Source organism: Lelliottia sp. JS-SCA-14 (assembly GCF_035593345.1).
GTDB lineage: Bacteria > Pseudomonadota > Gammaproteobacteria > Enterobacterales > Enterobacteriaceae > Enterobacter > Enterobacter wanjuensis.
This window is the reverse complement of sequence record NZ_CP141606.1, coordinates 1,336,679-1,359,921: the sequence shown is the minus strand read 5'-3', so window position 1 is coordinate 1,359,921 and position 23,243 is coordinate 1,336,679. Positions and strand designations below refer to the sequence as shown.

At 59.0% G+C, this 23,243-nt stretch carries 19 protein-coding genes; 9 read left to right on the top strand and 10 right to left on the bottom strand.

Annotated elements, in window-relative coordinates:
• On the top strand, window positions 1-456 hold the full coding sequence (locus tag U9O48_RS06365) for a hypothetical protein (protein WP_285150004.1): 456 nt from the start codon (window positions 1-3) through the stop codon (window positions 454-456).
• Window positions 457-510: 54 nt separating this feature from the next.
• Here U9O48_RS06365 and U9O48_RS06360 read toward each other — a convergent pair whose 3' ends face one another.
• Window positions 511-990 (bottom strand): cold-shock protein, encoded by a 480-nt coding sequence (locus tag U9O48_RS06360; protein ID WP_282493853.1) that lies wholly within the window; start codon window positions 988-990, stop codon window positions 511-513.
• Between the two features lie 257 nt (window positions 991-1,247).
• Between U9O48_RS06360 and U9O48_RS06355 the strand changes: the two genes are divergently transcribed.
• Window positions 1,248-2,369: a YbdK family carboxylate-amine ligase gene (locus U9O48_RS06355; protein WP_285150002.1), complete on the top strand. Its 1,122-nt coding sequence runs from the start codon at window positions 1,248-1,250 to the stop codon at window positions 2,367-2,369.
• Here the strand turns inward: U9O48_RS06355 and U9O48_RS06350 are convergent.
• From U9O48_RS06350 to U9O48_RS06340, 3 genes are all read right to left on the bottom strand, one after another.
• Complete coding sequence (locus U9O48_RS06350) at window positions 2,356-5,454, bottom strand: efflux RND transporter permease subunit (protein ID WP_285150000.1); 3,099 nt, start codon at window positions 5,452-5,454, stop codon at window positions 2,356-2,358. The genes U9O48_RS06355 and U9O48_RS06350 overlap by 14 nt on opposite strands.
• A gap of 9 nt (window positions 5,455-5,463) precedes the next feature.
• Entirely contained in the window at window positions 5,464-6,543 is a 1,080-nt protein-coding gene (locus tag U9O48_RS06345; RefSeq protein ID WP_416382175.1) for an efflux RND transporter periplasmic adaptor subunit, read from the bottom strand.
• Window positions 6,544-6,673: 130 nt separating this feature from the next.
• Window positions 6,674-9,367: a cation-transporting P-type ATPase gene (locus U9O48_RS06340; protein ID WP_285149999.1), complete on the bottom strand. Its 2,694-nt coding sequence runs from the start codon at window positions 9,365-9,367 to the stop codon at window positions 6,674-6,676.
• 499 nt (window positions 9,368-9,866) lie between these two features.
• Between U9O48_RS06340 and U9O48_RS06335 the strand changes: the two genes are divergently transcribed.
• Complete coding sequence (locus tag U9O48_RS06335) at window positions 9,867-10,115, top strand: DUF1158 domain-containing protein (protein WP_102104226.1); 249 nt, start codon at window positions 9,867-9,869, stop codon at window positions 10,113-10,115.
• On the opposite strand, the gene U9O48_RS06330 is transcribed toward U9O48_RS06335, so the two are convergent.
• Window positions 10,101-11,669: an alpha/beta hydrolase-fold protein gene (locus U9O48_RS06330; protein WP_285149997.1), complete on the bottom strand. Its 1,569-nt coding sequence runs from the start codon at window positions 11,667-11,669 to the stop codon at window positions 10,101-10,103. The two genes, U9O48_RS06335 and U9O48_RS06330, sit on opposite strands and share 15 nt — an antisense overlap.
• A gap of 123 nt (window positions 11,670-11,792) precedes the next feature.
• Between U9O48_RS06330 and U9O48_RS06325 the strand changes: the two genes are divergently transcribed.
• Window positions 11,793-13,937 carry a TonB-dependent siderophore receptor gene (locus tag U9O48_RS06325; protein WP_285149995.1) on the top strand — a complete coding sequence of 715 codons (2,145 nt, stop codon included), beginning with the start codon at window positions 11,793-11,795 and terminating at the stop codon, window positions 13,935-13,937.
• 110 nt (window positions 13,938-14,047) lie between these two features.
• Here the strand turns inward: U9O48_RS06325 and U9O48_RS06320 are convergent, their stop codons facing one another.
• Together U9O48_RS06320 and U9O48_RS06315 are read right to left on the bottom strand one after the other, a co-directional pair.
• On the bottom strand, window positions 14,048-14,389 hold the full coding sequence (locus tag U9O48_RS06320; protein ID WP_095284206.1) for a RamA family antibiotic efflux transcriptional regulator: 342 nt from the start codon (window positions 14,387-14,389) through the stop codon (window positions 14,048-14,050).
• Window positions 14,390-14,424: 35 nt separating this feature from the next.
• Window positions 14,425-15,528: an MBL fold metallo-hydrolase gene (locus U9O48_RS06315; RefSeq protein ID WP_324723888.1), complete on the bottom strand. Its 1,104-nt coding sequence runs from the start codon at window positions 15,526-15,528 to the stop codon at window positions 14,425-14,427.
• Window positions 15,529-15,719: 191 nt separating this feature from the next.
• Here U9O48_RS06315 and U9O48_RS06310 point away from each other — a divergent pair, with 191 nt between their 5' ends.
• The 3 genes from U9O48_RS06310 to nfsB all read left to right on the top strand — a co-directional run bounded on the left by U9O48_RS06310 (window position 15,720) and on the right by nfsB (window position 17,441).
• Window positions 15,720-16,310, top strand: coding sequence for a TetR/AcrR family transcriptional regulator (locus tag U9O48_RS06310; protein WP_282493860.1), 591 nt, complete (start codon window positions 15,720-15,722; stop codon window positions 16,308-16,310).
• On the top strand, window positions 16,300-16,668 hold the full coding sequence (locus U9O48_RS06305) for an MmcQ/YjbR family DNA-binding protein (protein ID WP_324723887.1): 369 nt from the start codon (window positions 16,300-16,302) through the stop codon (window positions 16,666-16,668). Before U9O48_RS06310 ends, U9O48_RS06305 begins: the two co-directional genes overlap by 11 nt.
• Window positions 16,669-16,787: 119 nt before the next feature.
• Entirely contained in the window at window positions 16,788-17,441 is a 654-nt protein-coding gene (nfsB, locus tag U9O48_RS06300; protein WP_285146702.1) for an oxygen-insensitive NAD(P)H nitroreductase, read from the top strand.
• Here nfsB and U9O48_RS06295 read toward each other — a convergent pair.
• Entirely contained in the window at window positions 17,438-18,481 is a 1,044-nt protein-coding gene (locus U9O48_RS06295) for a DUF2157 domain-containing protein (protein WP_285149991.1), read from the bottom strand. The genes nfsB and U9O48_RS06295 overlap by 4 nt on opposite strands.
• A gap of 24 nt (window positions 18,482-18,505) precedes the next feature.
• On the bottom strand, window positions 18,506-19,384 hold the full coding sequence (locus U9O48_RS06290; RefSeq protein ID WP_282493865.1) for a helix-turn-helix transcriptional regulator: 879 nt from the start codon (window positions 19,382-19,384) through the stop codon (window positions 18,506-18,508).
• A gap of 107 nt (window positions 19,385-19,491) precedes the next feature.
• Here U9O48_RS06290 and U9O48_RS06285 point away from each other — a divergent pair, with 107 nt between their 5' ends.
• The gene (locus U9O48_RS06285; RefSeq protein ID WP_324723886.1) at window positions 19,492-20,919 is read left to right on the top strand and encodes an MFS transporter; all 1,428 of its coding nucleotides are present in this window, start codon (window positions 19,492-19,494) and stop codon (window positions 20,917-20,919) included.
• Window positions 20,920-20,996: 77 nt separating this feature from the next.
• Window positions 20,997-22,241, top strand: coding sequence for a mechanosensitive ion channel family protein (locus U9O48_RS06280; RefSeq protein ID WP_285149989.1), 1,245 nt, complete (start codon window positions 20,997-20,999; stop codon window positions 22,239-22,241).
• 3 nt (window positions 22,242-22,244) lie between these two features.
• On the opposite strand, the gene U9O48_RS06275 is transcribed toward U9O48_RS06280, so the two are convergent.
• Window positions 22,245-23,222 (bottom strand): LacI family DNA-binding transcriptional regulator, encoded by a 978-nt coding sequence (locus tag U9O48_RS06275; RefSeq protein ID WP_282493868.1) that lies wholly within the window; start codon window positions 23,220-23,222, stop codon window positions 22,245-22,247.
• Window positions 23,223-23,243: the final 21 nt, after the last annotated feature.

The following is a 23,243-nucleotide window of genomic DNA, read 5'->3' as shown; positions in this document are numbered from 1 at the left end:
ATGGCTACTATCCCTACCCTGTCTTACGCGCAATCTGAAGAAAGCGTTATTCAGCAACTCCTTAACGCCCCACTCCCCCAAAAGGCGGATTTATTCCAGGTGGCCGATCTCTGCGCGACCTTTGTCTGCGTACTGGTCGAGACCGACGACAGCAAAACGCGCGCGGCCCTGTGTGAACGCCTGTTGCAAACGCTCAACCAGTTGCGCGCGCTCTGTGATAAAGACCTTCCGCCGTACCTGATTGAGCAGCTGATAAAAGGCGAAAAAATCAGCTCAAACGTGCCGGATCTGTGGCAGGAAACCGCCACGCTGGTGGACTATGCTCAGGCGCTGGCGCAAGCCGTGCAGGGAGAAACGCTCCCGCCAGTTGTAGCGAAAGAGTTGACGGGACTGCTGCATGATATGGTCTGGTTGCTGGCGGATTTCGTGAAGGAGCCGTATATCACGGCGCACTGAGGCAGCCGAGAGGCCGAAATTCTGCTGAGGATGGCGCAGAATTTCGGCACAAGATCACTTGAGGAGTTTAACCGTCGCCTCGATGTCGATCTCGTCTTCTGTGAAGATCAGCGTCGCCCCCTGGAAGGTGGTGATCGCCAGTTTCTTCATCGAGCGCATTTCGCCCGGTTTGGTCGCGGATTTCGGACGGATATTGCTCAGCAGAGCACCCACTGACAGCACGGCATTTTCTTTATCGATACCGGCATCCGCAGGCACTTCTTCGCTGTACACCAGGAAAGATTTAATCGATGTCAGCTTCAGGCGCTCGCCCGCGATATAGATATACTTGCTTTCCGGCACGACTTTCACCGCATAAGCGGACAAGCCTTTGTTGTTGGTCGTCGGTTCAAAAGTGACCGCCGCATCTTTCTTAATCAGCTCAGGATTAGCAACCTTGATCACATGAAAATAGCGGTTATCGCCGTTCTCATCTTTGATAAATCCAAAGCCTTTATCTTTAAACCACGTTGTGATCGTTCCGTTCATCGCCATTACCGCCTGGTTAATCGTTTATCAACTCAAATTTTGCAGCGCGCAGTGTAAATCACAATCCCTGCGCAGACTATGCCTTTGGGTTAAGTCTGGACGATAAATTTGCCAGATGCGAGGTCATCGCCCGGCGGCGCTAACGCTTGCACGGTCCTGGAAAGAGCCTGACCGTAGGCCGGGTAAGGCGCAGCCGCCACCCGGAATCTCATAGACTCCGCAGCATGTCTATACTCAACACATCCCCGCAACCGGAGCGCGCCATGCCCCTACCTGACTTCCATGTATCCGACCCTTTCACGCTGGGTATTGAACTCGAACTGCAGGTGGTGAATCCGCCGGGGTACGATCTCAGCCAGGACTCTTCGGCGCTGATTGCCGCGGTCAAAAACGAGATCAAAGCCGGTGAGGTGAAGCACGACATCACCGAGAGCATGCTCGAAATCGCCACTGGCGTGTGTCAGGACATCCACCAGGCGGCAGCGCAGTTTTCGGCGATGCAGCAGGCGATCCTGCACGCGGCGGCGGATCAGCATATTCAGATCTGCGGCGGCGGCACGCATCCGTTTCAGAAGTGGCAGCGTCAGGAGGTGTGCGACGACGAGCGCTACAACCGCACGCTGCAGATGTTCGGCTACCTGATTTTGCAGGCGACGGTCTTCGGCCAACACGTGCACGTCGGCTGCCGCAACGGTGATGAGGCGATTTATCTTCTGCACGGCCTGTCGCGCTTTGTCCCGCACTTTATCGCCCTCTCCGCCTCGTCGCCCTACATGCAGGGCAGCGATACCCAGTTTGCCTCCTCGCGGCTCAATATTTTCTCGGCGTTCCCGGATAACGGCAAAATGCCGTGGGTGAGCAACTGGCAGGAGTTCGAAGGGCTGTTTCGCCGCCTGAGCTACACCAGCACCATCGACAGCATCAAAGATCTGCACTGGGATATTCGACCGAGCCCGCATTTTGGCACCGTCGAGGTGCGGGTGATGGATACGCCCCTGACCCTCGCGCATGCGATTAATATCGCCGGGCTGATTCAGGCGACTTCGCACTGGCTGCTGACCGAGCGACCCTACAAACACCAGCCGCAGGATACGCTGCTGTACAACTTCAACCGTTTTCAGGCGTGTCGTTACGGGCTGGACGGTCTGCTGACCGACGTCAACACCGGAGAGCAAAAAACCATTGCCGAGGATCTTGCGTGGCTGCTTGAGCGGGTTGCGCCCTCCGCGGAAAAACTGGGTGCAGAAAGCGCGATTGTGGAAATTGGCCTGATGTTGAAACAGGGCAAAAGCGAGGCGCAGCGCATGCGGGATTTTATCGCCGACGGCGGTTCGCTGACCTCGCTGGTGCAAAAACACTGCGAACTGTGGACTACTCACCCGTAAGTGAGTGCCCCCACTCGCGCAGACGCTGGAACAGCACAAACAGCGCCGGAATAAACACGATGCCAATCACGGTAGCGACCAGCATCCCGCTGAACACCGTGGTCCCGATGATGCGACGGCTCTGCGCCCCCGCACCGGAGGCTAGCATCATCGGCAGGACGCCGATAATAAAGGAGACAGCGGTCATCATCACAGCCCGGAATCGTCGCGAAGCGCCTTCACGGGCGGCATCGATAATCTCCATTCCGTCGATGCGCCGCGCGCGGGCAAACTCGACGATCAGAATGGCGTTTTTGGCCGCCAGCGCGATGAGCAACACCAGTCCGATCTGCACATACACATCGTTGGCGAAGCCCGCCACCCACAGCCAGACCAGCGCGCCGCCGATGGCAAACAGCACCGAGAGCATCACGCTCGCCGGCAGCGTCCAGCTTTCGTACTGCGCCACGAGGAACAGCCACGCCATCACCACCGCCGCCAGCACGATCCACACCGCCTGGTTGCCCGTCTGCTGCTCCTGATAGGACATGCCGCTCCACGCGTAGTCATATCCGGCAGGCAGATTTTCGCTCAGCAGTTCGCCCATCGCCGCCATCGCCGTGCTGCTGCTCACGCCCGGTGCCGCCGATCCGCTGACCGACACGGACGGGAACTGGTTGTACTGCTGCAAAAACGGCGCGCCGACGGTTGGGGTGATGGTCACCAGATTGCTCAGGCGCACGCGCTCCCCGTTGTTGCTGCGCACGTACAGCTCTGAAATCTGCTCCGCGCGCTCACGCCACTGCATCTCGTTTTGCATCACCACGTGGTAAACGCGGTTGTTGATGCTGAAATCCCCGGCGCGCGTGCCGCCAAAGGCGGTTTGCAGGCTGCTGAAGATGCGGCTCACGGGCACGTCCAGCCTTGCCGCGCGCTCGCGATCGACCTCAAGCGTCAGCTGTGGCACGTTGCTGCTCCAGGTAGTAAACACGCGGTTAAGCTGCGGATGCTGGTTGGCTTTCGCCAGCACCTCGCGGGTAACGCGCTCCAGCTCCGCCGGGCTTTGCCCCGCCTGCGCCTGAATGCGCAGATCGAAACCGGAGGCGTTGCCGAGGCCCGGTAGCGTCGGCGGCGCGAAGGTCATGATGGTCGCTTCCGGCAGGGCCAAAAGCTGGCGTTGCAGCACGCCCATCACCTCATCCAGCGGGGGACGCTCGCTCCAGTCTTTCAGCATCACCGAGATAAACCCGCCGTTCGAGGCGCTGGTGCCGTTGAGAATATTAAACCCGGAGACCTGAATCACATCCGCCACCGCCGGATTAGCGGCAATCAGCTCGCGCGCCGTCGTCATTACCGCTTCGGTGCGCTCCAGCGAAGCCGCCTCCGGCAGCTGGACGCTGGCGAAGAAGTAGCCCTGATCTTCCTGCGGCAGGAAGCCTTTCGGCATGGCGGTAAAACTCAGCGCGACCACAGCCGCCGCGCCCGCGGTTGCCAGCAATGCCACCAGCGGACGGCGGTTAAAGACGTCGACCAGCTTTGTATAGCCGTTGCGCGTGGCGTCCAGCCCACGGTTAAATCCGCGGAAGATCGCCGCCGGGCGACCCACGCGTGGGCGCAACAACAGGGCGCACAGCGCGGGAGTGAGCGTCAGCGCCACGAGGCTTGAGAGCGTCACGGCGGTGGAAAGTGTTACTGCAAACTGGCGATACAGCTCGCCGACAATTCCCGGCAGCAGCGCCACCGGCACGAACACCGCCAGCAGCACCAGGGTGGTGGCGATCACCGGCCCGGCAATCTGGCGCAGGGCGTTGGCCGTCGCCTCGGTGCGGCTCTGCCCTTCTGCCATCAGGGTTTCGACGCTTTCGACCACGACGATCGCGTCATCCACTACCATGGTCAGCGCCAGAATAATGGCGAACAGACTCAGGGTATTGGCGGAATAACCCAGCGTGTAGAGCACCGCAAAGGTGCCGATCAACGACACCGGGATCGCCAGCGCCACGATCAGCGTCGCGCGCCAGCTTTGCAGGAACAGAGACACCACCACCACGACGGCGAGCAGCGTCAGGGCCAGCGAGGTGCCGATCTCTTTGATGGTCGCCGCCACGAACTCGGTGGTGTCGAACTTCACTTCCCAGGTCAGGTCCGCCGGGAAACGGGTGGAGAGGCGCTCAAGCTCGCCGCGCACCGCGTCGGCCACGCGCAGGGCGTTGGCGGATGGCGTCGGGTAGATCCCTAAGTAGGCGGAATCGTGACCGTTAAGCTGCGCGCCGGAACTGTAGCTGCGCGAACCCAGCTCAATCGTCGCCACGTCTTTCAGCCGCACCAGTTGCCCCATTTCCCCGGCGCGAATAATGATATCGCCGAAAGCTTCGGCCTCGTTGAGACGACCCAGTCCGTTGATCGTGAGCGTTTGCTGTTGTCCGCTGAAGACCGGCGGCGTGCCGACCTGGCCCGCCGCGCCCTGCACGTTTTGCTCGCGCAGCGCCTGGGCGACATCGTCCGTGGTCACATTCAGGGCGTTCATGCGATCCGGTCGCAGCCAGATGCGCATGCTGTAGTCGCGTGCGCCAAACAGCTGGACCTGCCCGACGCCCGGCAGACGCGCCAGCGCCTCGCGCACCTGGGTGCTCGCATAGTTGCTGACAAACAGCGGCGAGTGAGTGCCTTCGGGTGAGTAAAGACTTACCCCCATCATCAGGTTGGTGGCGCGCTTGCGTACCTGGACGCCATTCTGCTGCGCCTCGGCGGGCAGCTGGGCGACGGCCTGCGCCACGCGGTTTTGCACGTCGATCGCCGCCAGATCCGCGTCGGTGCCGGCGGCAAAGGTGATGTTCAGGCTGTACGCCCCTTCATCGGAGCTGGTGGATTCCATGTAGAGCATGTGGTCCACGCCGTTGAGCTGCGTTTCCAGCGGGGTTGCGATGGCTTCCGCCACGTCACCTGCGCTCGCACCCGGCCAGCTGGCGCTCACATTCACCACCGGGGGGGTGATCTGCGGGTACTGCTCCACCGGGATCAGCTTCAGGGCGATGGCCCCGAGCATAGTGATCACCAGGGCAATGACCATCGCAAAGCGCGGGCGTTTAATAAACAACGTCAGCATGATGGCTCCTTAATTGAGGATCTGGACAGTCGCACCGGGCTGTAAGCGTGGCGCACCGTCGGTGACCACGCGCTCGTTGGCTTTGATGCCGCTTTTTACCGCCAGCATTTGGCCGACCTGACCGCCGAGCGTCAGGGTGCGTTTTTCCGCTTTTCCGTCGTCATTCACTACCCAGGTGAAAAACCCGAAGCCATTTTGCTGAACCGCCGCGGCCGGGATCACCAGCGCCTCGTGTTCACTCTGCGGACGCAGCCAGAGATTTACATTCCCGCCCGGCAGCAGGCGGTGCTGCGGATTAGCAAACTCGGCGCGCAGCATGACGCTGGCGGTGCGGGGATCGATGCGGTTATCCACCGAGACCAGAGTGCCGTTTTCCCGCAGTTCCCCGTTCTGAATTTGCGGCAGCCAGGCCTGTTTCAGGGAGGTGATATCCGCATGCAGCCCGGCTTTGGCGGCAAACGCCCGCTCTTCGAGAGCGAAGGCGATACGGATGGGGTCGAGCTGCACCACTTCCACCAGCGTGCCGCTCGCTGGATTCACCACGCTGCCTTCGTGGAAGTTGCTGTGCCCCATGCGGCCCGTGATGGGGGATGTGATGCGGGTAAACCCGAGTGTGACGTTGCGCGCCTCGAGGCGGGCGTTGGCCTGGGCCAGCGCGGCGCGGGCCACGTCGCGTTGCATCTGGGCGTTGTCCACGTCGTTGCGGCTGATGGCGTTCCCGGTTTTCAGGCTTTGAAAGCGCGTGAGCTGCTGCTGCGCCTGACGCAGGGTGGCTTCGGCACTTTTCACTTCGGCCTCGGCCAGCCGCACCGCCGCGCGCGCTTCGGCGTCGTCGAGTTCGAACAGCAGGTCGCCCTGTTTGACATATTGCCCGTCGCGGAAATGGATTTTGGCGATGGCCCCTTCCGTGCGCGCCCGCAGTTCTACCGTGTGGATCGCCTCAACGCGACCAGGGATCTGGCGCTCGGCGGCGTGGGTGGTCTCTTCAATCACGGCGACACGCACCGGAATAGCGGCAGCCATGGCGGTTTGCAGGGTGCAGGAAAGGAGTGCTGCCGCCAGAGCGGTGCGCAGGAAGGTGAATTTCATGGGAAGTACCTCAGGTGGTTGTGCCCCTCACCCCGGCCCTCTCCCCAAAGGGGCGAGGGGGAAAAGACGGCTCCGTGCGATCCCCTCTCCCCTATGGGGAGAGGGTTAGGGTGAGGGGTAAGGTTCTATGTTATGCAGCCTTACGGAACCTGCGGGTCAGTCGCTTCTCAATCTCGACGATGAAGAACATCACGCCAGCCATCGCCAGGGTAATCCCCCAGTAGCGCAGCGGCAGGGCTTCGGTGCCGAACAGCATCTGCATAAACGGCAGGTAGATAATCGCCACCTGGAGCAGGAACAGCACGCCCGTTACCAGCCAGATGCCTTTGTTCGCCAGCAGACCACGGTTCAGGGAGAAGCCGTTGCTGTTGCGGCAGTTAATCATGTAGACCCACTGCGCACACACCAGCATCTGCAGCAGCACGGTACGGATGAACTCAGCGCTGTGGCCGCGCGGTGCGAGCCAGGCTTCCAGCGCAAAGGCCGCAATCGCAATCATGGTGCCGACGAAGGCCACGCGCCAGACGGCGAAGGCATCCATCACGTGCTGGCCGGTCTGACGCGGCGGACGCTTCATGATGTTGCGCTCGGCGGCTTCAAAGGCCAGGCCGAAGGAGAGCGTGGCGGAGGTCGCCATGTTCATCCACAGAATCAGCACCGGCGTCAGCGGAATAATGTTCCCCGCCAGCAGCGCAATCACAATCAGCAAACCCTGCGCCAGGTTGGTTGGCATGATGAACAGAATCGTTTTCTTCAGGTTGTCGTAGACGCGACGCCCCTCTTTCACCGAACTCGCGATAGTGGCGAAGTTGTCGTCCGTCAGAACCATATCGGCGGCTTCTTTGGTTACTTCCGTGCCTTTGATGCCCATCGCGATCCCGACATCCGCCTGACGCAGCGCGGGTGCGTCGTTCACGCCGTCGCCGGTCATGCCGACGATCTCGCCCTTCTCCTGCAAGGCTTTCACCAGGCGCAGCTTATGCTCCGGGCTGGTACGGGCAAAGATGTCGAACTCGACTGCCGCCTCTGCCAGCTCGGCGTCGTCCATCTTCTCCAGCTGATAGCCGGTGACGGCCTGGGCGCTGTTAGTGATGCCCAGCATCTGACCGATGCTCATTGCGGTCTGCGGGTGATCCCCGGTGATCATCTTCACGCGGATCCCGGCCTGCTGACAGGCGTGGATGGCGTCGATGGCCTCCGGACGCGGTGGGTCCATCATCCCGGCGATACCGAGGAAGATCAGCCCGCTGCTCAGGTCGTCGTGGCTCAGACCCTGCTGATCCGCAGCCGCAGGTTTGAAGGCGGCAGCGACCATGCGCAGGCCCTGACGCGCATAGCGCTCCATCTCGGCTTCCCAGTACGCGCGGTCAAAGGCGGCGGTACCGTGGCGGGTCTCCTGCTGGTCGCACAGGGCGAAAATCACGTCCGGCGCACCGGTGACCAGGATCTGCTCCTCACTGCCAATCTGATAGTGGGTGCTCATGTACTTGTACTGCGAGTCGAACGGGATCTTGTTAACCAGAGTGGTCATGACCGGCGCGAGATTCGCTTTGGCGGCCAGCACTTTCAGCGCCCCTTCCGTCGGCCCGCCGGTGATGCCCCACAGGCCGCGCTCGTCCTGAATAATCTGGCTGTCGTTGCACAGGTCGATGGTGCGCAGGTAGTGCTCCAGCACCGTACCCTGCTGAATGTGCACCGGCTCGTCGCTGCCTTCCAGATAGATGTGGCCCACTGGCTCGTAGCTGTTGCCTTCCACGCGGTAGCAGCTGTCGGCGGTGATGATCGCTTTGACCGTCATTTCGTTCATGGTCAGGGTGCCGGTTTTATCCGAGCAGACCACGGTCATCGCCCCCAGGGTTTCAACGGTGGGCAGCTTGCGGATAATCGCTTTTTTGCGCGCCATCGCCTGAACGCCCAGCGACAGGATAATCGAGATAATCGCTGGCAGACCTTCCGGCACGGAGGCCACCGCCAGGCTAATCAGGGAGAGCAACAGCTCGCCCATCGGAATGTCGCGGAACACCAGGCTGAAGATAAACAGCGCCGCCATCATCGCCAGAATAATGGCGAAGATCGCTTTACCGAGCTTGTCCATCTGCACCAGCAGCGGCGTGCGGTGCTTTTCAATCCCGGCCATCATCTGGTTGATGTGGCCCAGCTCCGTATCCTGACCGGTGGCAATAACCACGCCCACGCCACTACCGGCGCTCACGGTGGTCCCTGAGAACACCAGGTTGGTGCGATCGCCCAGCGATAAGTCGCCGGATAACGGATTGGTGTGTTTATCCACGACGGTGGATTCACCGGTCAGAATCGCCTCTTCGACGCGTAAATTATGTGCCTCAATCAGACGCATATCCGCCGGAATACGATCCCCGGCGCGCAGGACAATAATATCGCCCGGTACAATATCCGTCGTTGGAATCGTCTCATGGGCACCGTTACGAATGACGCGCGCATCGCTTGAGAGCATATTGCGAATACTCTGCAGTGATTTTTCCGCATTACTTTCCTGAACGTGACCAATTAAGGCATTGATAACGGCCACGCCGAGAATGACCAGCGTATCGACCCAGTGGCCCATCACGGCGGTTAATACCGCGGCGGCGAGCAGAACATAAATCAGCACATCGTTAAAATGGGCGAGAAAACGTAACCAGGCCGGTTTGCCTTTTTTCTCAGGAAGGGCGTTGGGGCCATACTGCTGCAAACGGGCCTGCGCTTCGGCACGGTCCAGCCCGTTAGCCTGGCTCTTTTTTTGCGCCAGTACCTGCTCGACGGTCTGCTGGTATGGCCGGTTCTGGGAGTGAGTCATTTTGGTCATGGAGGCATTTCCTTCAATTTCCGGTGGACGGAAGCCTGAATTCCTTTCTGGCTTTAATAAATTCGTTTTTGCTGGTGTTAATTCTTGCGGTGGAAATATTTCTACCGCAATATAATTAGCGCCGGGTGATTCAAAACAGATATTCAATATTTCGATGAGATGATTTTTACAAAATATTTCTAAACGCAATCTAAACGAGGAGAGAGCATGTTTGGGATTTATCGCGGGCGCCGCCTGGCTTTGTACATAGTTGTTGCCATTGTTATTGCGACGTTAATTGGATATAGCACTTATACATTTGTAAAATTACTTGCCTGATGATGACAGTTATTTACATAACCAGAGAATAATTGAATTCATTCATTGCAGGTTTAATTAAACACGGAATATTCCCGGAATATTTATTGTTTTGTTCTCCGGGAAGTCTATTTCGGGATGATATTGCTTTACGTTGCAGGATGCCGGACAATAACTTTTTTAACTGACAATTAACATTGATATGAAACACCCACTGGAATCGCTGTTGACGGCAGGAGGCATTTTGCTGATGGCGCTGCTCTCCTGCCTGCTGCTGCCCGCGCCGTCGTTTGGACTGGCGCTGGCGCAAAAACTGGTCGCGCTGTTTCACCTCATGGATCTGAACCAGCTCTACACTCTGGTGTTCTGCCTGTGGTTTATCCTGCTCGGCGCCATTGAATTTTTCGTCCTGCGTTTCATCTGGCGCCGCTGGTTCTCACTTGCTGCGTAAGCCCGTGAAATCGCGCATCCCGTGAATGAGCGCTTCGCACCAGGCCGCGTAATCGTGGCCGCTCGACCACGGGTGGAAGCTCACGCGGTAACCTTTCTCGCGTAACACCTGCTCGAACGTTTCGGTGTTGCGATAGATCCCGCCCCCCGGCCCGGAGGTTTCGAACCGACCGGCCTGTAGCCAGAAGTGAATCGGATACGACGGCGAGTGCTGATACTGACGCGTGAGCCAGCCCGGCGCCTCCTCTTTCGGTGCCCACCAGTAGGATCCCGACAAACTCAGCACGTTGCCGAACAGGTGCGGATAGCGCAGCGCCACCCACGACGACGCAATCCCGCCGTAGCTCGACCCCGCCAGCACCGTCTTTTTCCGCTGCAGCGCTATCCCCTGCCCGCGCAGCCACGGCAATAATTCCTGCCCCATAAAATCGGCGTAATCCGGGTTCGGCGGCAGCTCTTTGCCGCGACGGGGGTGATCGAGGCTGTCGATAAACACCACGTTGATCGGCGGAAGATGGTGACGGGCAATCAGTCCGTCGAGCACGTTGGCAAAATGGTACTCATCCTGATAAATCTGCCCGTCAAACAGGATCAGCGTCCAGCGCGCGGGCTGTGCGCCGCGCGGTTTGTAAATCATCACTTCCCGGGAGTTACCGAGGATCTTGCTGGCAAAGGGCTGACGCGTGAGCGAACCGTGGGTCAGCGGCTGCGCAGCGGCCTGGGCCATGCAATAGCGCGCCGGGCTGAGATCGAGCAGCGAATAGCGGTTCCAGCGATCGGCCTGTTGATTGCCGTAGGTTTGCGGATTGAGCGGATCGGCCTGGGCGCTCACCAGAATGGCGCGGCGCTGATCGCGCGAGCTGCCTTCCACGCGCGGCACGTCCGGGGCCAGTTTGTACTGCATGAGCGTGTCCGCAGGCACCACGTAGCTGCGGAACCAGACGTCGGTTTTGCCGAGGCGAAACAGCGGATCGTGATCGCCCGCGGGCGAGCCGAGAAGAAAGACGTTATCCCGCGCGCCGCGCCACAAAAAAGTGACGCGCTTGTGGCCAGCATCGACCGGCTCCACCATCGGCGTTCCCTGCCGAATTTGCGTCTGCCAGAACGCATCAGTACTCCCACCGGCAGCAATCGTCTGAGCCAGTTTTTGCAGCGTCGGGCTTTCGGGCTCGAGCATCTGCGTGCGTGCGAGCGGCGAGGTCTCTTTCATCCGCCACGTAAAGCGCCACGGTTTGCCCTCTTCCCCGTGCAACACCAGCGAGGTGCTTTGCTGCACCGGGAGCGCAAACAGCAGTGAGTGCTCGCCATCGCTGGGGCCCTTATCAATCAGCGTGCGAATCCGGCGGTTTTGTCCGTCCAGCAGCTTCGCATCCGTTACGCCGCTGAGCGTCGCAGAGACGTAGTTTTCATCGAGCGCAGGCAGGACAAAACAGACCTCGCCGCTGGCATCAAATTTCCCGTTCTGTTCACCCTGAATGGAAGGATGCTCGCACGTTGCCGCCAGCGCTGGCAGCGTACTTATCCCTAACAGCAACCCACTCCACGCCCTTTTCATGCCGACTCGTTCCCTTGCGAAATTTGTTAACAACGCTAATGCAAATGGTAATAATTTGCAATATCATCTACGCCGTTATTAGGGTGTTTTTATGGCGATAGCAATTAAGGGATTTTAATAAAAATGTTTAAAAAGAATAAGATAATGCAACTCTGGCTGCTGAGCCTTGCTACCGTCAGCGTGGCGGCTCAGGCAGAAACAAAAGAAGAAACCGTGGTGGTGACGGCGAGTGCCAGTCAGGAACCGACCGCACCGGTGAAGGGGATCGTGGCGACGAAAACCCTTTCCGCGACCAAAACCAGCGCCGAGCTCGTGAAAACGCCGCAGTCGGTTTCGGTGATCACCCGCGATCAGATGGAGCAGCTCGATGTCACGTCCGTGTCACAGGCGCTACGCTACTCCGCCGGGGTGTTTACGGAATACCGCGGGTCGTCGAACCGTAACGATGAAGTGTTCGTCCGCGGCTTTAGCTACGTGCCGAAATTCCTCGACGGGCTGAGCTTCGGCGCGACCGCCTCCTCGCAAACCGGCACGGTCGATCCCTGGCTGCTGGAGCGCGTCGAACTGGTGCGCGGCCCGGCCTCGGTGCTGTTTGGTCAGGTGAATCCTGGCGGATTGATCAGCATGACCAGCAAGCGCCCGACCAGCGAGCCGATTCACAACGTGCAGTTCCGCACCGGGAATCACGATTTGGCCGAAGGGGCATTTGATTTCGGCGGGCCGCTGAGCGACGACGGCCGCGTGCTGTACCGCGTGAACGGGATTGCACGCACCCAGCACAACCAGGTGGAAGATTACAAAGAGACGCGGATGGCGATTGCCCCGGCGATCACCTGGTATCCGAACGATCAGACGCGCTTCACCCTGCTGACCAGCTACCAGAAAGATCCTGACGCGGGCTATCGCAACTTCCTGCCCGCCTACGGCACCGTGACCAGCGCCAACGGGCGTTACATCCCGCGCGACTTTAACGTCAGCGACCCGAATTACAACCAGTCCTGGCGCGAACAGACCATGATCGGCTACGAGCTGGAGCATCAGCTTGCCGATAACCTCACCTTCCGCCAGAACGCCCGTTACGCCTCTATTAAACAGAAATATCGTTATCTGGTGTACGCCAACAGCGCCGCTGACAGCACGGTGCTGACCCGTCGCGCCCAGCACGAAGAGCGCACCACCAACGAGTTTGGCATTGATAACCAGCTGGAATCCCTGTTTGCGACCGGCGAGGTGAACCACACGCTGCTCGGCGGACTGGATTACAAGACCAGCAAAGACAAACAGCTGCTGGAGCGCGGGATGGGGACGCAGTATGACCTCGACTGGACGAAGCCGGTGTATGGCATCAACGTCGATGAGAGTACCTTCAGTAAAGCGACGGACGAGCAGCAAAACCTTGACCAGATGGGCGTCTATTTACAGGATCAGCTGAGCTGGAATAACTGGGAGTGGCTGGTGTCCGGGCGTTACGACTGGGCCGAAGTGCGTACCACTGATTTCACCGGCGGCGCGCCAACGCAGCAGAACGATAATAAGTTCACCTGGCGTACCGGCCTGCTGTACGCGTTCGATTTTGGTCTGTCGCCGTACGTCAGCTACAGCACCTCTTTCGAGCCGAGCCTGCAAACCAACCGCGCGCCGGGCGTGGCACCGTTTAAACCGACCACCGGGAAACAGACCGAAATCGGCCTGAAGTATCAGCCGGTGGATTCGACGCTGATGACCCTGGCGCTGTACGATCTGACCCAGAGCAACGTGGCGACCTACAACAGCGCCCAGGGCTGGTTCGAAAACGCGGGCGAAGTGCGCTCCAAAGGGGTGGAGGCGGAGATTCATTCGACGCTGATGGAGAGCATCAACCTGATTGGTTCTTATACCTACACCGACGCGGAAACCCAGAGCACCACGGTGGCGGGCACCGAAGGTAAGACCCCGGCGCGCATTCCGGCGCACATGGCGTCGGCCTTCGCCAGCTATACGGTACCGGGCGGCGCGCTGAAAAGCCTGACCGCTGGCGTGGGGATGCGCTACATCGGCACCAGCTATGGCGATGCGAAAAATACCTTTAAGGTGGCGTCGGTGGATCTGTATGACGCGATGATGAGCTATGAGCTGGGCGAACTGAGCAGCAGCCTGAAAGGGGCGAGCGTGCAGTTCAACGTCAATAACGTGGCAGATACCAAGTATGTGGCGTCCTGCGCCAGCGATACGGCGTGCTTCTACGGGATTGGTCGTACGGTGACGGCGACGGTGAATTATCGCTGGTAGTGAGTGATTGCCGGGTGGCGGCTGCGCCTTACCCGGCCTACGATGCAGGCAGTTGTAGGCCCGGTAAGCGCAGCGCCACCGGGCATGAGGCCGCACCCTGGCCGCAAAAATCAATGCGTCCGACTATGATTCTCTTTGCGGTACGCACCCGGCGGCTGATTGAACGTGCGGGTAAAAATCCGCGTAAAGGTCTGCTGGGAATCAAAACCGTAACGCAGACAAATGTCATACACCCGCTCGTCCGACTCACGCAGATCCTTCGCCGCCAGCAGCAGCTTGCGCTCGCGAATATACCGCCCCAGACTTTCTCCTTTGTACTGCATAAACAACCGCTGCAGATGCCATTTGGAGTACCCCGCGTGACGGGCGATCTCCTCGATGCGCAACGGCTGATGAAGATTGTCGTCGATCCACTCGACGATGGTGTCGATGACCTGAGCGGAAATAGTCATGCTGTTCTCCCCCTCTGATACCTGTCGGTTAAACATTATTTCCACCACTCACGAAATTGCTGCGTTGCGTCATTCACCCGGACCGGCTCGCCCAGCTCCGGCGTCAGCAGACGATAATTTTTATCGGCACTCGCGCGCGTCAGCTGTATCACCGGGTCATTCCAGCTGTGTTTCGCCAGCACAAAACGTCCGTAATGACCCGGCACCACCGCTTTCGCATTGATATCCGCGGCGGCCTGCGCGGTCTCTTCCGGCAACATATGAATGTATTTCCAGTCCTGGTCGTACTGACCGTTCTCCATGATCGCCAGATCCACCTCGCCGAACTGCTCGCCAATCGCTTTGAAGTGCGGCCCATAGCCGGAATCACCGCTGTAGTAGACCTTCTGCTCCGGCGTGACGAACATAAAACTGCCCCACAGGGTCTGATTACGTTTCAGGCCCCGGCCCGAGAAATGACGCGCCGGTAACACATGCACGGTCAGGTCATCGCTGATGCGCACCGACTGATTCCAGTCGCGTTCGTCGATGATCTCCGGGTTCATGCCCCAGTAGCGCAGGTGCGATCCGACGCCGAGCGGCGTCACCACGCGTTTCACTTTCGGCATCAGCGCTTTGATGGTGGCGTAATCGAGGTGATCGTAGTGATCGTGCGAAACGATCAGCAGGTCGATCTCCGGCATCGTTGCCGCGCGCCACGGGTATTCCCCGGCAAAGGCTTTGTTGAGAAACGAAAACGGTGCAGCGTAGTTGCTGAAGACCGGATCGATCAGAATGCGTTTTCCCGCCAGCTGCAAATACCAGGACGAGTGCCCGAGCCAGACCAGCGTGTCCTGCTCCAGCGGAATCGCTGCCAGATCGGTTTTCACCAGCGGCAGGGGCTGAGCGGGGCGGGCATTTTCCGTTTTGCTGACCAGAAACTCCCACATCGCCACCAGCATATTTTTGTCGCCGTTATAGCCCGGCGTCGGCAGCGTATTGTGGAACTGACCGTCACGATAATGAGGAGAGGCCTCCACTTCACTGAGCTGCGCGCCCTGCGGCGGCTGGCCAAAACCGGCGTTTAAAACAAAGGGCAAACTGGCAGCTGTTGCGATAATCATGACAAACACCACGCTAAGAAAAAGAGGCTTCTTCATATCCTGACCCGAATACGCGCCCCCTTCCGATGGTTTGCGCGGGTTGAACTTGATTATGAGTGAGTAAGCACTCATTATAGATATGATGATAAAGTCGTCAAGACGTTTTCGATCTTTGACATTCCGCGTTGCAGCGTGGCAAAGAGCATGTTTCAATCAGGGTTTTACACATTGACAGGAGGGGAATTTTAGTGGCACGTCCGAAGAGTGAAGATAAAAGACAGGCGTTACTGGAAGCAGCAACCGCTGCATTTGCGCAGTCAGGGATTGCGGCATCGACGGCGTTGATCGCCCGTAACGCGGGCGTCGCGGAAGGGACCCTGTTTCGTTATTTTGCCACCAAAGACGACCTGCTGAACGCCCTCTATCTGCACCTGAAACAGGATCTTTGCCAGACCATGCTGGCGAACCTGGACCGCGCCATTAGCACCCCGAAAGAACATACCCGCAATATCTGGAACAGCTACGTGGACTGGGGCATTCGCAACCCTGTCGCCCACGGCGCGATCCGCCAGCTCGGCGTGAGCGAGAAGATCAACGCCGAAACCGAACAGGCGGTGCATGAGATGTTCCCGGAACTGCACGAGCTGTGCCGCCGATCCGTGCGTCAGGTATTCATGTCCGATGAGTTTCGCACCTTCGGCGATGCGATTTTCTTATCGCTGGCCGAAACGACGATGGAATTCGCCACCCGCGATCCGTCCCGCGCCGCGGATTTTAAATCTCTCGGCTTTGAATCCATGTGGCGCGCGCTCGCCATCGAGGACGTGAATGGACAGTAAGTCATTGCAGGAGCACGCAAAAAGCGTCGCGCTGGAGTTGCCTTTCACCGAACACTGCTGGCCGTTTGGCCCGGAGTACGACGTGTTTAAGGTCAACGGTAAGATGTTCATGATTATGGCGGTCGCCCACGGGCGGGCGCACGTCAGCCTGAAATCCGATCCGGAAAAATCGCTGCTCAATCAGCAGATCTATCGCGGCATCGAACCGGGCTATCACCTGAATAAGAAGCACTGGATCTCCCTCTACGCCGCCGACGATATCACGCCAGAACTGGTGGCCGATCTGGTGCTCGACTCGTGGAATCTGGTGGTGGATAAGCTGCCGAAAAAAGATCAGAAGCGTATCCGCCCGGTCTGATTGTTCGTCTCAGCCGAACGGTTTAAGCGCATTAATGGCACTTATCTTTTCCCATTCTCCCTTGTAATCTGCTTCCCTTTCTCGCCTGTGAACGGCGATTTTATTCACCAGGAGTCGTTATGGATATTATTGAAGTTGCCCTGAAGCGTCACTCGACCAAGGCATTCGATCCCGCTAAAAAACTGACCGCAGAGCAGGCCGAAAAGATCAAAACCCTGCTGCAGTTCAGCCCGTCCAGCACCAACTCACAGCCATGGCATTTCATCGTGGCCAGCACCGAAGAGGGCAAAGCGCGCGTGGCGAAATCCGCGTCAGGCACTTACGTCTTCAACGAGCGCAAAATGCTGGATGCCTCCCACGTGGTGGTGTTCTGCGCAAAAACCGCGATGGACGATGCGTGGCTGGAGCGCGTGGTGGATCAGGAAGAAGCCGACGGCCGTTTTGCAACGCCAGAAGCGAAAGCCGCGAACCACAAAGGCCGCTGCTACTTTGCCGACATGCATCGCGTCGATCTGAAAGATGACGATCAGTGGATGGCGAAACAGGTTTACCTGAACGTCGGTAACTTCCTGCTCGGCGTGGGTGCGCTGGGTCTGGATGCGGTGCCGATCGAAGGCTTCGACGCCGCGATCCTCGACGAAGAGTTCGGCCTGAAAGCACAGGGCTTCACCAGCCTGGTGGTGGTGCCGGTGGGACACCACAGCGTGGAAGACTTCAACGCGTCCCTGCCAAAATCCCGTCTGCCGTTGAGCACGATTATTACTGAGTGCTAATCGACGCTGGCACGCTGGGTTCCAGCGTGCCAAATCCTCTCCGCATACCGCCCTATCACTGCCAGTGACGCCGCCAGGATCAGGAAGAAGATCACCTTATTCATGCCGTCCCAGAAGTATTCGAAATAGCGGGTATAGAGGTTGATGGCGAGGAACGTCAGGCCAAAACCGCGCAGCATGCCGTCGTCGGTTTTGAGGCTGATGTAGATGCAGACAATGGCGGCGACCGCGAAAAGCAACGCCCACGGCAGCAGCGCGGCGCGGGTGACGCCGTACCAGTTGTCGATATCGTAATTGCCAAAAATCGACATGATCCACAGGGCGACAAACAGGTAGGTCAGCCCCATCGCTTTACTGGTGGTGTACAGGTTGCGTTTGATGAGCATGGTGCGAAGCCACCAGCACAGCGCCAGCAGCGCCCCGCCGAAGAAGATAAAGCGCACCGGGTAGTTCATTCCCAGCCAGTAAGCACCCCAGCCAGACATATACCCGGTTTCAGCGCCAAACCAGTTGCCGAGCGACAGCAGGAAAAAGAGCCACACCAGCCCCGAGCGCCCAAAGAACCCCACCAGCCCGTAAACCGCGCAGCCCGCAAGGAACAGCGGCGCGATGTGTCCGCTGCCGTTATCCAGCCGCTCACCCAGTTGCCACAGGGCGATAGCGGTGAAGAGCACGCCCAGAAACAGGATCGCTTCGGTGCTGTAATGCCACTGGGTTTCCCGCCGCTGACGGCTGAATCCCCAGAGATAAAAGACCACGGCCAGCACGGCAGGCAGGCCGATACGAGCAACGGATGAGAAAGAGAAAAAGGCGATGATGCGTTCCATCAGCTCGCTGTCGGCAAACAGGCTGCCGAAGGCGATAATCACGCAGGCCAGCGCGGTCCAGAAGGCGTAACGGCTGAGCCGCTGCCAGTCCATCGCCACGCGTTTTAAGCTGCCCGCCAGCCGCTGGTGCTCGTCGGCACTGAGCGCGCCTTCCTGCTCCCATTCGGCGAGCGCGCGTTTGAGCAGGCGCTCCTGTTTGCGAGTCACGTTCATGTTCTTTCCCTGAATGAGTGAAATTTAACTGAGTATAACAGCCTGTTGCGCCAGCCAGCTGAGCGCATGCTCGCCAGCGTCGTCCACCGGGAGATAGACCAGTAGCCGCGAGCCGTTACGTGGGGCGGAGTACCAGTACATCTGCTGGAGCTGGAAATCCCCCAGCTCGGGGTGACTAAAAAGTTTCAGCTGATTTTCCACGCCACGTACGTCATAGCGCTGATGCCACAGGGCTTCGAACTCTTCGGAGACGGCAAAGAAGCGCGCGAGCTGCGCTTCCCACTGCGGGTCGCCGCGGTGCTCCGCCATTGCCGCGCGGAAATAGGAGACAAAAATCGGCAGCACGTCGTCGCGTTTGCCGAGTCGACTGCGCCACGCCGGATGGGTCAGGAAGAGGTAGATGCAGTTACGATCTTCGGGCGGGATCGCATTAAAATCCACGCCCATCAGATGGCCGAAACTGTCGTTCCACGCCACGATATCGAAGTTGGGTTTCTGGATGCTGGCCGGTTTCGGCATCAGCGTATCCAGCAGACGCCGCGTCCCCTCGCTGATCCCCTCGCACGCCACCTGCTGCGGCGCTTCGCCCGGCGGCAGCCCCGCCAGCACAAACAGGTGCCGGGTTTCGGTTGCGGTGCACTGCAGAGCTTTCGCCACGGCGACCATGACTGCGCTGGAAGGGTTCACGTCCCTCCCCTGCTCAAGCCAGGTGTACCAGGTCACGCCGACATCCGCCAGCATCGCCACCTCTTCACGACGCAATCCCGGCGTGCGGCGGCGACCGCTGCGCGGCAGGCCGAGGCGCTGCGGGTCGAGGCTTTCGCGGCGGGCGCGTAAAAAGGCTCCGAGCTGCTTGCGGTTGTCGTCCTGCAAGGAGGAAGTGGGTTCAGTCATCAGCGTCATACGGCCCCCTGCGTGGTAGTGCCAGTACCAGTATAAGCAAGAACTGGTACCCGTTTTTGATATCAGTGATGCTACGTCCATCTGCTGAATGACGCAATGGAGTCACCATGAATACGTCTGTTGTTTCACCGGGTCGCGCAGGCCTGATATTGCTGCTTACGGGCCAGATGCTGCCGCTGATTGATACCTCAATCACCAACGTGGCGCTGGATTCGATCACCCATTCGCTGCACGCCACCGCCACCGAGCTGGAGCTGATTGTCGCCCTGTACGGCGTGGCGTTTGCCGTTTGTCTCGCCCTGGGAAGTAAGCTCGGCGATAACCTCGGTCGCCGTCGTCTGTTTATGTGGGGCGTGGCCGCCTTTGGTATCGCGTCGCTGCTGTGCGGCATGGCGGGAAGCGTGGAGCAACTGCTCGGCGCTCGCGTGTTGCAGGGTGCGGGCGCGGCGCTGATCGTCCCGCAGATCCTCGCCACGCTGCACGTCACCCTGAAAGGGACGGCGCACGCCAAAGCCATCAGCCTGTTTGGCGGGATCGGCGGGATTGCCTTTATCGTCGGCCAGATGGGCGGCGGCTGGCTGGTGTCAGCGGATATCGCCGGGCTGGGCTGGCGAAACGCATTCTTCATTAACGTCCCGATTTGCCTGCTGGTACTGGCCCTGAGCCGTCGCTACGTGCCGGAAACCCGCCGCGAGACCCCGTCGCGCATTGACTGGCAGGGCACCGCGCTGCTGGCGGTGATCCTCTGCTCTCTGCTGTTCCCGATGGCGCTCGGGCCGGAACTCCACTGGCCGCTGGGGTTACAGCTGGCGCTGATCGCAGTGATCCCGCTGATGCTGGGGATGCGCGCCAGCGCAATGCGTAAGCAGCAGCGCGGCGAGCATCCTCTGCTGCCACCGCGTTTGCTGAAACTGACCAGCATTCGCTTCGGGATGGTGATCGCCCTGCTGTTCTTCAGCGCCTGGTCGGGCTTTATGTTCTGCATGGCGCTGACCATGCAGGCCGGGCTGGGGATGGCGCCGTGGCAGTCGGGGAACAGCTTTATCGCCCTGGGCGTGGCTTATTTTGTCTCCGCCTGGTATGCGCCGAAACTGATCGCCCGCTACAGCATGGGGCGCATTCTGATGACCGGCCTGACGGTGCAAATTGCCGGTCTGCTGCTGTTGATCGCTACCTTCTGGCGCTTCGGCCAGGCGAATACGGCGCTGACGCTCGCCCCGGCGACCATTCTGATCGGCTACGGCCAGGCGCTGATCGTCAACAGTTTCTACCGGATCGGGATGCGCGATATCAGCAGCTGTGATGCGGGTGCGGGCAGCGCCATTCTGAGCACGCTGCAACAGGCCACGCTCGGACTTGGCCCGGCGATACTGGGCACGCTGTTCCTGACCTTTGCGCGTCACAACGGCGGACATTATCCGCAGGCGATGATCGGTTTTCTGAGCATTGAAGTGGTGATGATGCTGATGCTCGGCGGGATCGCCCTGTGGCTGCGCCATCGTCTGGAGGCCGGTCCGCTGCCTGCCGCGTCCTGAAAACATCTGCATAGCGTCGCGGGTTGCATAATAAACACGCAGCCTGCATGATAAAAGGAGGATATTCAGGAGACGTTATGCAGGAATTAATTGCTCAGGTTGAAGAGCTTGGAATCGAAATTAATCACACCACCTCGCTGGTGTTAATCTTTGGCATCATTTTACTCACCGCCGTTATTGTCCATCTGATATTGCACAAAGTGGTGCTGCGTCTGTTTGAAAAACGGGCGCAGGCCAGTTCCCATTTGTGGCTGCAAATCATTACCCAGAATAAATTATTTCACCGTCTGGCCTTTACCCTGCAGGGGATTATCGTCAACGTTCAGGCGGCGCTGTGGCTACAAAAAGGCAGCGAAGCGGCTGAAATATTAACCACCTGTGCCCGACTGTGGGTGATGGTGTATGCCCTTCTCTCCTTCTTCTCGTTATTAGATGTGATCTTTAATCTGTCGCAAAAGCTGGCAACCGCCTCTCAGCTTCCGCTTAAGGGAATATTCCAGGGCGTGAAGTTAGTGAGTGCGATTCTGGTTGGGATCCTGATGATCTCGTTGCTGATTGGGCAGTCACCGGCGATTCTGATCAGCGGCCTGGGCGCGATGGCCGCCGTGTTAATGTTGGTGTTTAAAGACCCCATTCTTGGACTGGTCGCCGGGATCCAGCTCTCGGCGAACGATATGCTCAAGCTCGGCGACTGGCTGGAGATGCCGAAATACGGCGCGGATGGCGCGGTGACGGACATCGGCTTAACCACCGTCAAAGTGCGTAACTGGGACAATACCATCAGCACCATTCCCACCTGGGCGCTGGTGTCGGATTCGTTTAAAAACTGGAGCGGGATGTCGGCGTCCGGCGGGCGGCGAATTAAGCGCAGCCTGAGCATTGACACCACCAGCATTCATTTCCTCGATGAGAACGAGCAGCAGCGCTTAATTCAGGCCAAACTGCTCAAGCCTTATATGGCGGCGCGTCACGAAGAGATTCATCTCTGGAATCAGGAAAATGGTGAAGGGGAATCGGTATTAAATCTGCGCAAAATGACCAATATTGGAACGTTTCGCGCGTACCTGAACGAATATCTGCGTAATCATCCGCGCATTCGTAAAGATATGACCCTGATGGTGCGTCAGCTGGCACCGGACGCGAACGGTCTGCCCATTGAGATATATGCGTTTACCAACACCGTTGTCTGGGCAGAATATGAAACCATTCAGGCGGATATTTTCGACCATATTTATGCGGTGGTCGAGGAATTTGGTCTGCGTATTCACCAGTCGCCCACCGGGAACGATATTCGCTCCCTGGCGGACGCGTTCGCGAAATAATCCTCAGGTACTGGCGCGCGCCACGTAGCGCCAGTCCATCATCACCCTCTCCGTCGGCGCATCCGGGTTATCGATCTTATTCAGCAGCAGATTGACCGCTTTGCGCCCGATATCCCGCGACGGCTGCTCGATGGTGCTGAGCGGTGGGGAGACCATTTCCGAGAGTTCTGTACCGTCGAAACCCACCACCGCGATATCCTGCGGCACCCGCAGCCCGGCCTGCTCGATGGCGCGCAGTGCGCCCGCCGCCAGGGTGTCCGACACCGCAAACACCGCGTCCGGCGGGTTATCCGCCAGCAGTTTTTTCATCGCCGCCATGCCCGCGCCGGAGCTGAGATCGCTCGCGTACTCCACCACCTGATACTCCAGATCGCGCAGATGTAGCACGCTTTTATACCCGCGCTCGCGCAGGCGAGCATATTTGTAGCTGAGATCGTGGTTGATGAGCGCGATGCGCTGACGACCGCCGTCTGCCAGCTGGCTGACCACGTGCTGCGAGGCGTCCACATCGTTAATGCCCACGCAGGAGACCGTCCCGGAATCGGCGTATTCCGCGCACTGCACCCAGGGCGCGCTGCCGATCAGAGCCGAGAGTTCCGGCAGTTTCGAGAAGGCGTCCATGGTGATGATCCCGTCGACGATTTTGCCCGACAGCAGGCTCAGGCCGGAGCGAGAACGTTCCAGATCCGAGCCGGAGTTACAGAGAAGGATGCGATAGCCGTTTTTCTCGGCCTCCTCTTCGATGCCCTTCACCACTTCGCCGCAGAACGGGTTAGCAATGTTAGAGACCATCACGAGGATCATGTAGCTGCGCGCGGTGCGGAGCTGGCGCGCCAGCAGATTGGGCTGGTAATTACTCTCTTTAATCGCCTGCAAGACGCGCTCGCGGTTCTTCGCTTTTACCGAGTCGCTGTTATTAAGCACGCGCGACACGGTCGCCACCGAAACCCCGGCGAGCTGAGCGATTTTCTGAATTGACATAACGACGACACATCCTGCAGT

Coding starts and splice junctions, on each gene's coding strand:
- U9O48_RS06365 (WP_285150004.1), top strand. CDS start 1: ATGGCTACTATCCCTACCCTGTCTTACGCGCAATCTGAAGAAAGCGTT.
- U9O48_RS06360 (WP_282493853.1), bottom strand. CDS start 990: ATGGCGATGAACGGAACGATCACAACGTGGTTTAAAGATAAAGGCTTT.
- U9O48_RS06355 (WP_285150002.1), top strand. CDS start 1,248: ATGCCCCTACCTGACTTCCATGTATCCGACCCTTTCACGCTGGGTATT.
- U9O48_RS06350 (WP_285150000.1), bottom strand. CDS start 5,454: ATGCTGACGTTGTTTATTAAACGCCCGCGCTTTGCGATGGTCATTGCC.
- U9O48_RS06345 (WP_416382175.1), bottom strand. CDS start 6,543: ATGAAATTCACCTTCCTGCGCACCGCTCTGGCGGCAGCACTCCTTTCC.
- U9O48_RS06340 (WP_285149999.1), bottom strand. CDS start 9,367: ATGACCAAAATGACTCACTCCCAGAACCGGCCATACCAGCAGACCGTC.
- U9O48_RS06335 (WP_102104226.1), top strand. CDS start 9,867: ATGAAACACCCACTGGAATCGCTGTTGACGGCAGGAGGCATTTTGCTG.
- U9O48_RS06330 (WP_285149997.1), bottom strand. CDS start 11,669: ATGAAAAGGGCGTGGAGTGGGTTGCTGTTAGGGATAAGTACGCTGCCA.
- U9O48_RS06325 (WP_285149995.1), top strand. CDS start 11,793: ATGTTTAAAAAGAATAAGATAATGCAACTCTGGCTGCTGAGCCTTGCT.
- U9O48_RS06320 (WP_095284206.1), bottom strand. CDS start 14,389: ATGACTATTTCCGCTCAGGTCATCGACACCATCGTCGAGTGGATCGAC.
- U9O48_RS06315 (WP_324723888.1), bottom strand. CDS start 15,528: ATGAAGAAGCCTCTTTTTCTTAGCGTGGTGTTTGTCATGATTATCGCA.
- U9O48_RS06305 (WP_324723887.1), top strand. CDS start 16,300: ATGGACAGTAAGTCATTGCAGGAGCACGCAAAAAGCGTCGCGCTGGAG.
- nfsB (WP_285146702.1), top strand. CDS start 16,788: ATGGATATTATTGAAGTTGCCCTGAAGCGTCACTCGACCAAGGCATTC.
- U9O48_RS06295 (WP_285149991.1), bottom strand. CDS start 18,481: ATGAACGTGACTCGCAAACAGGAGCGCCTGCTCAAACGCGCGCTCGCC.
- U9O48_RS06290 (WP_282493865.1), bottom strand. CDS start 19,384: ATGACGCTGATGACTGAACCCACTTCCTCCTTGCAGGACGACAACCGC.
- U9O48_RS06285 (WP_324723886.1), top strand. CDS start 19,492: ATGAATACGTCTGTTGTTTCACCGGGTCGCGCAGGCCTGATATTGCTG.
- U9O48_RS06280 (WP_285149989.1), top strand. CDS start 20,997: ATGCAGGAATTAATTGCTCAGGTTGAAGAGCTTGGAATCGAAATTAAT.
- U9O48_RS06275 (WP_282493868.1), bottom strand. CDS start 23,222: ATGTCAATTCAGAAAATCGCTCAGCTCGCCGGGGTTTCGGTGGCGACC.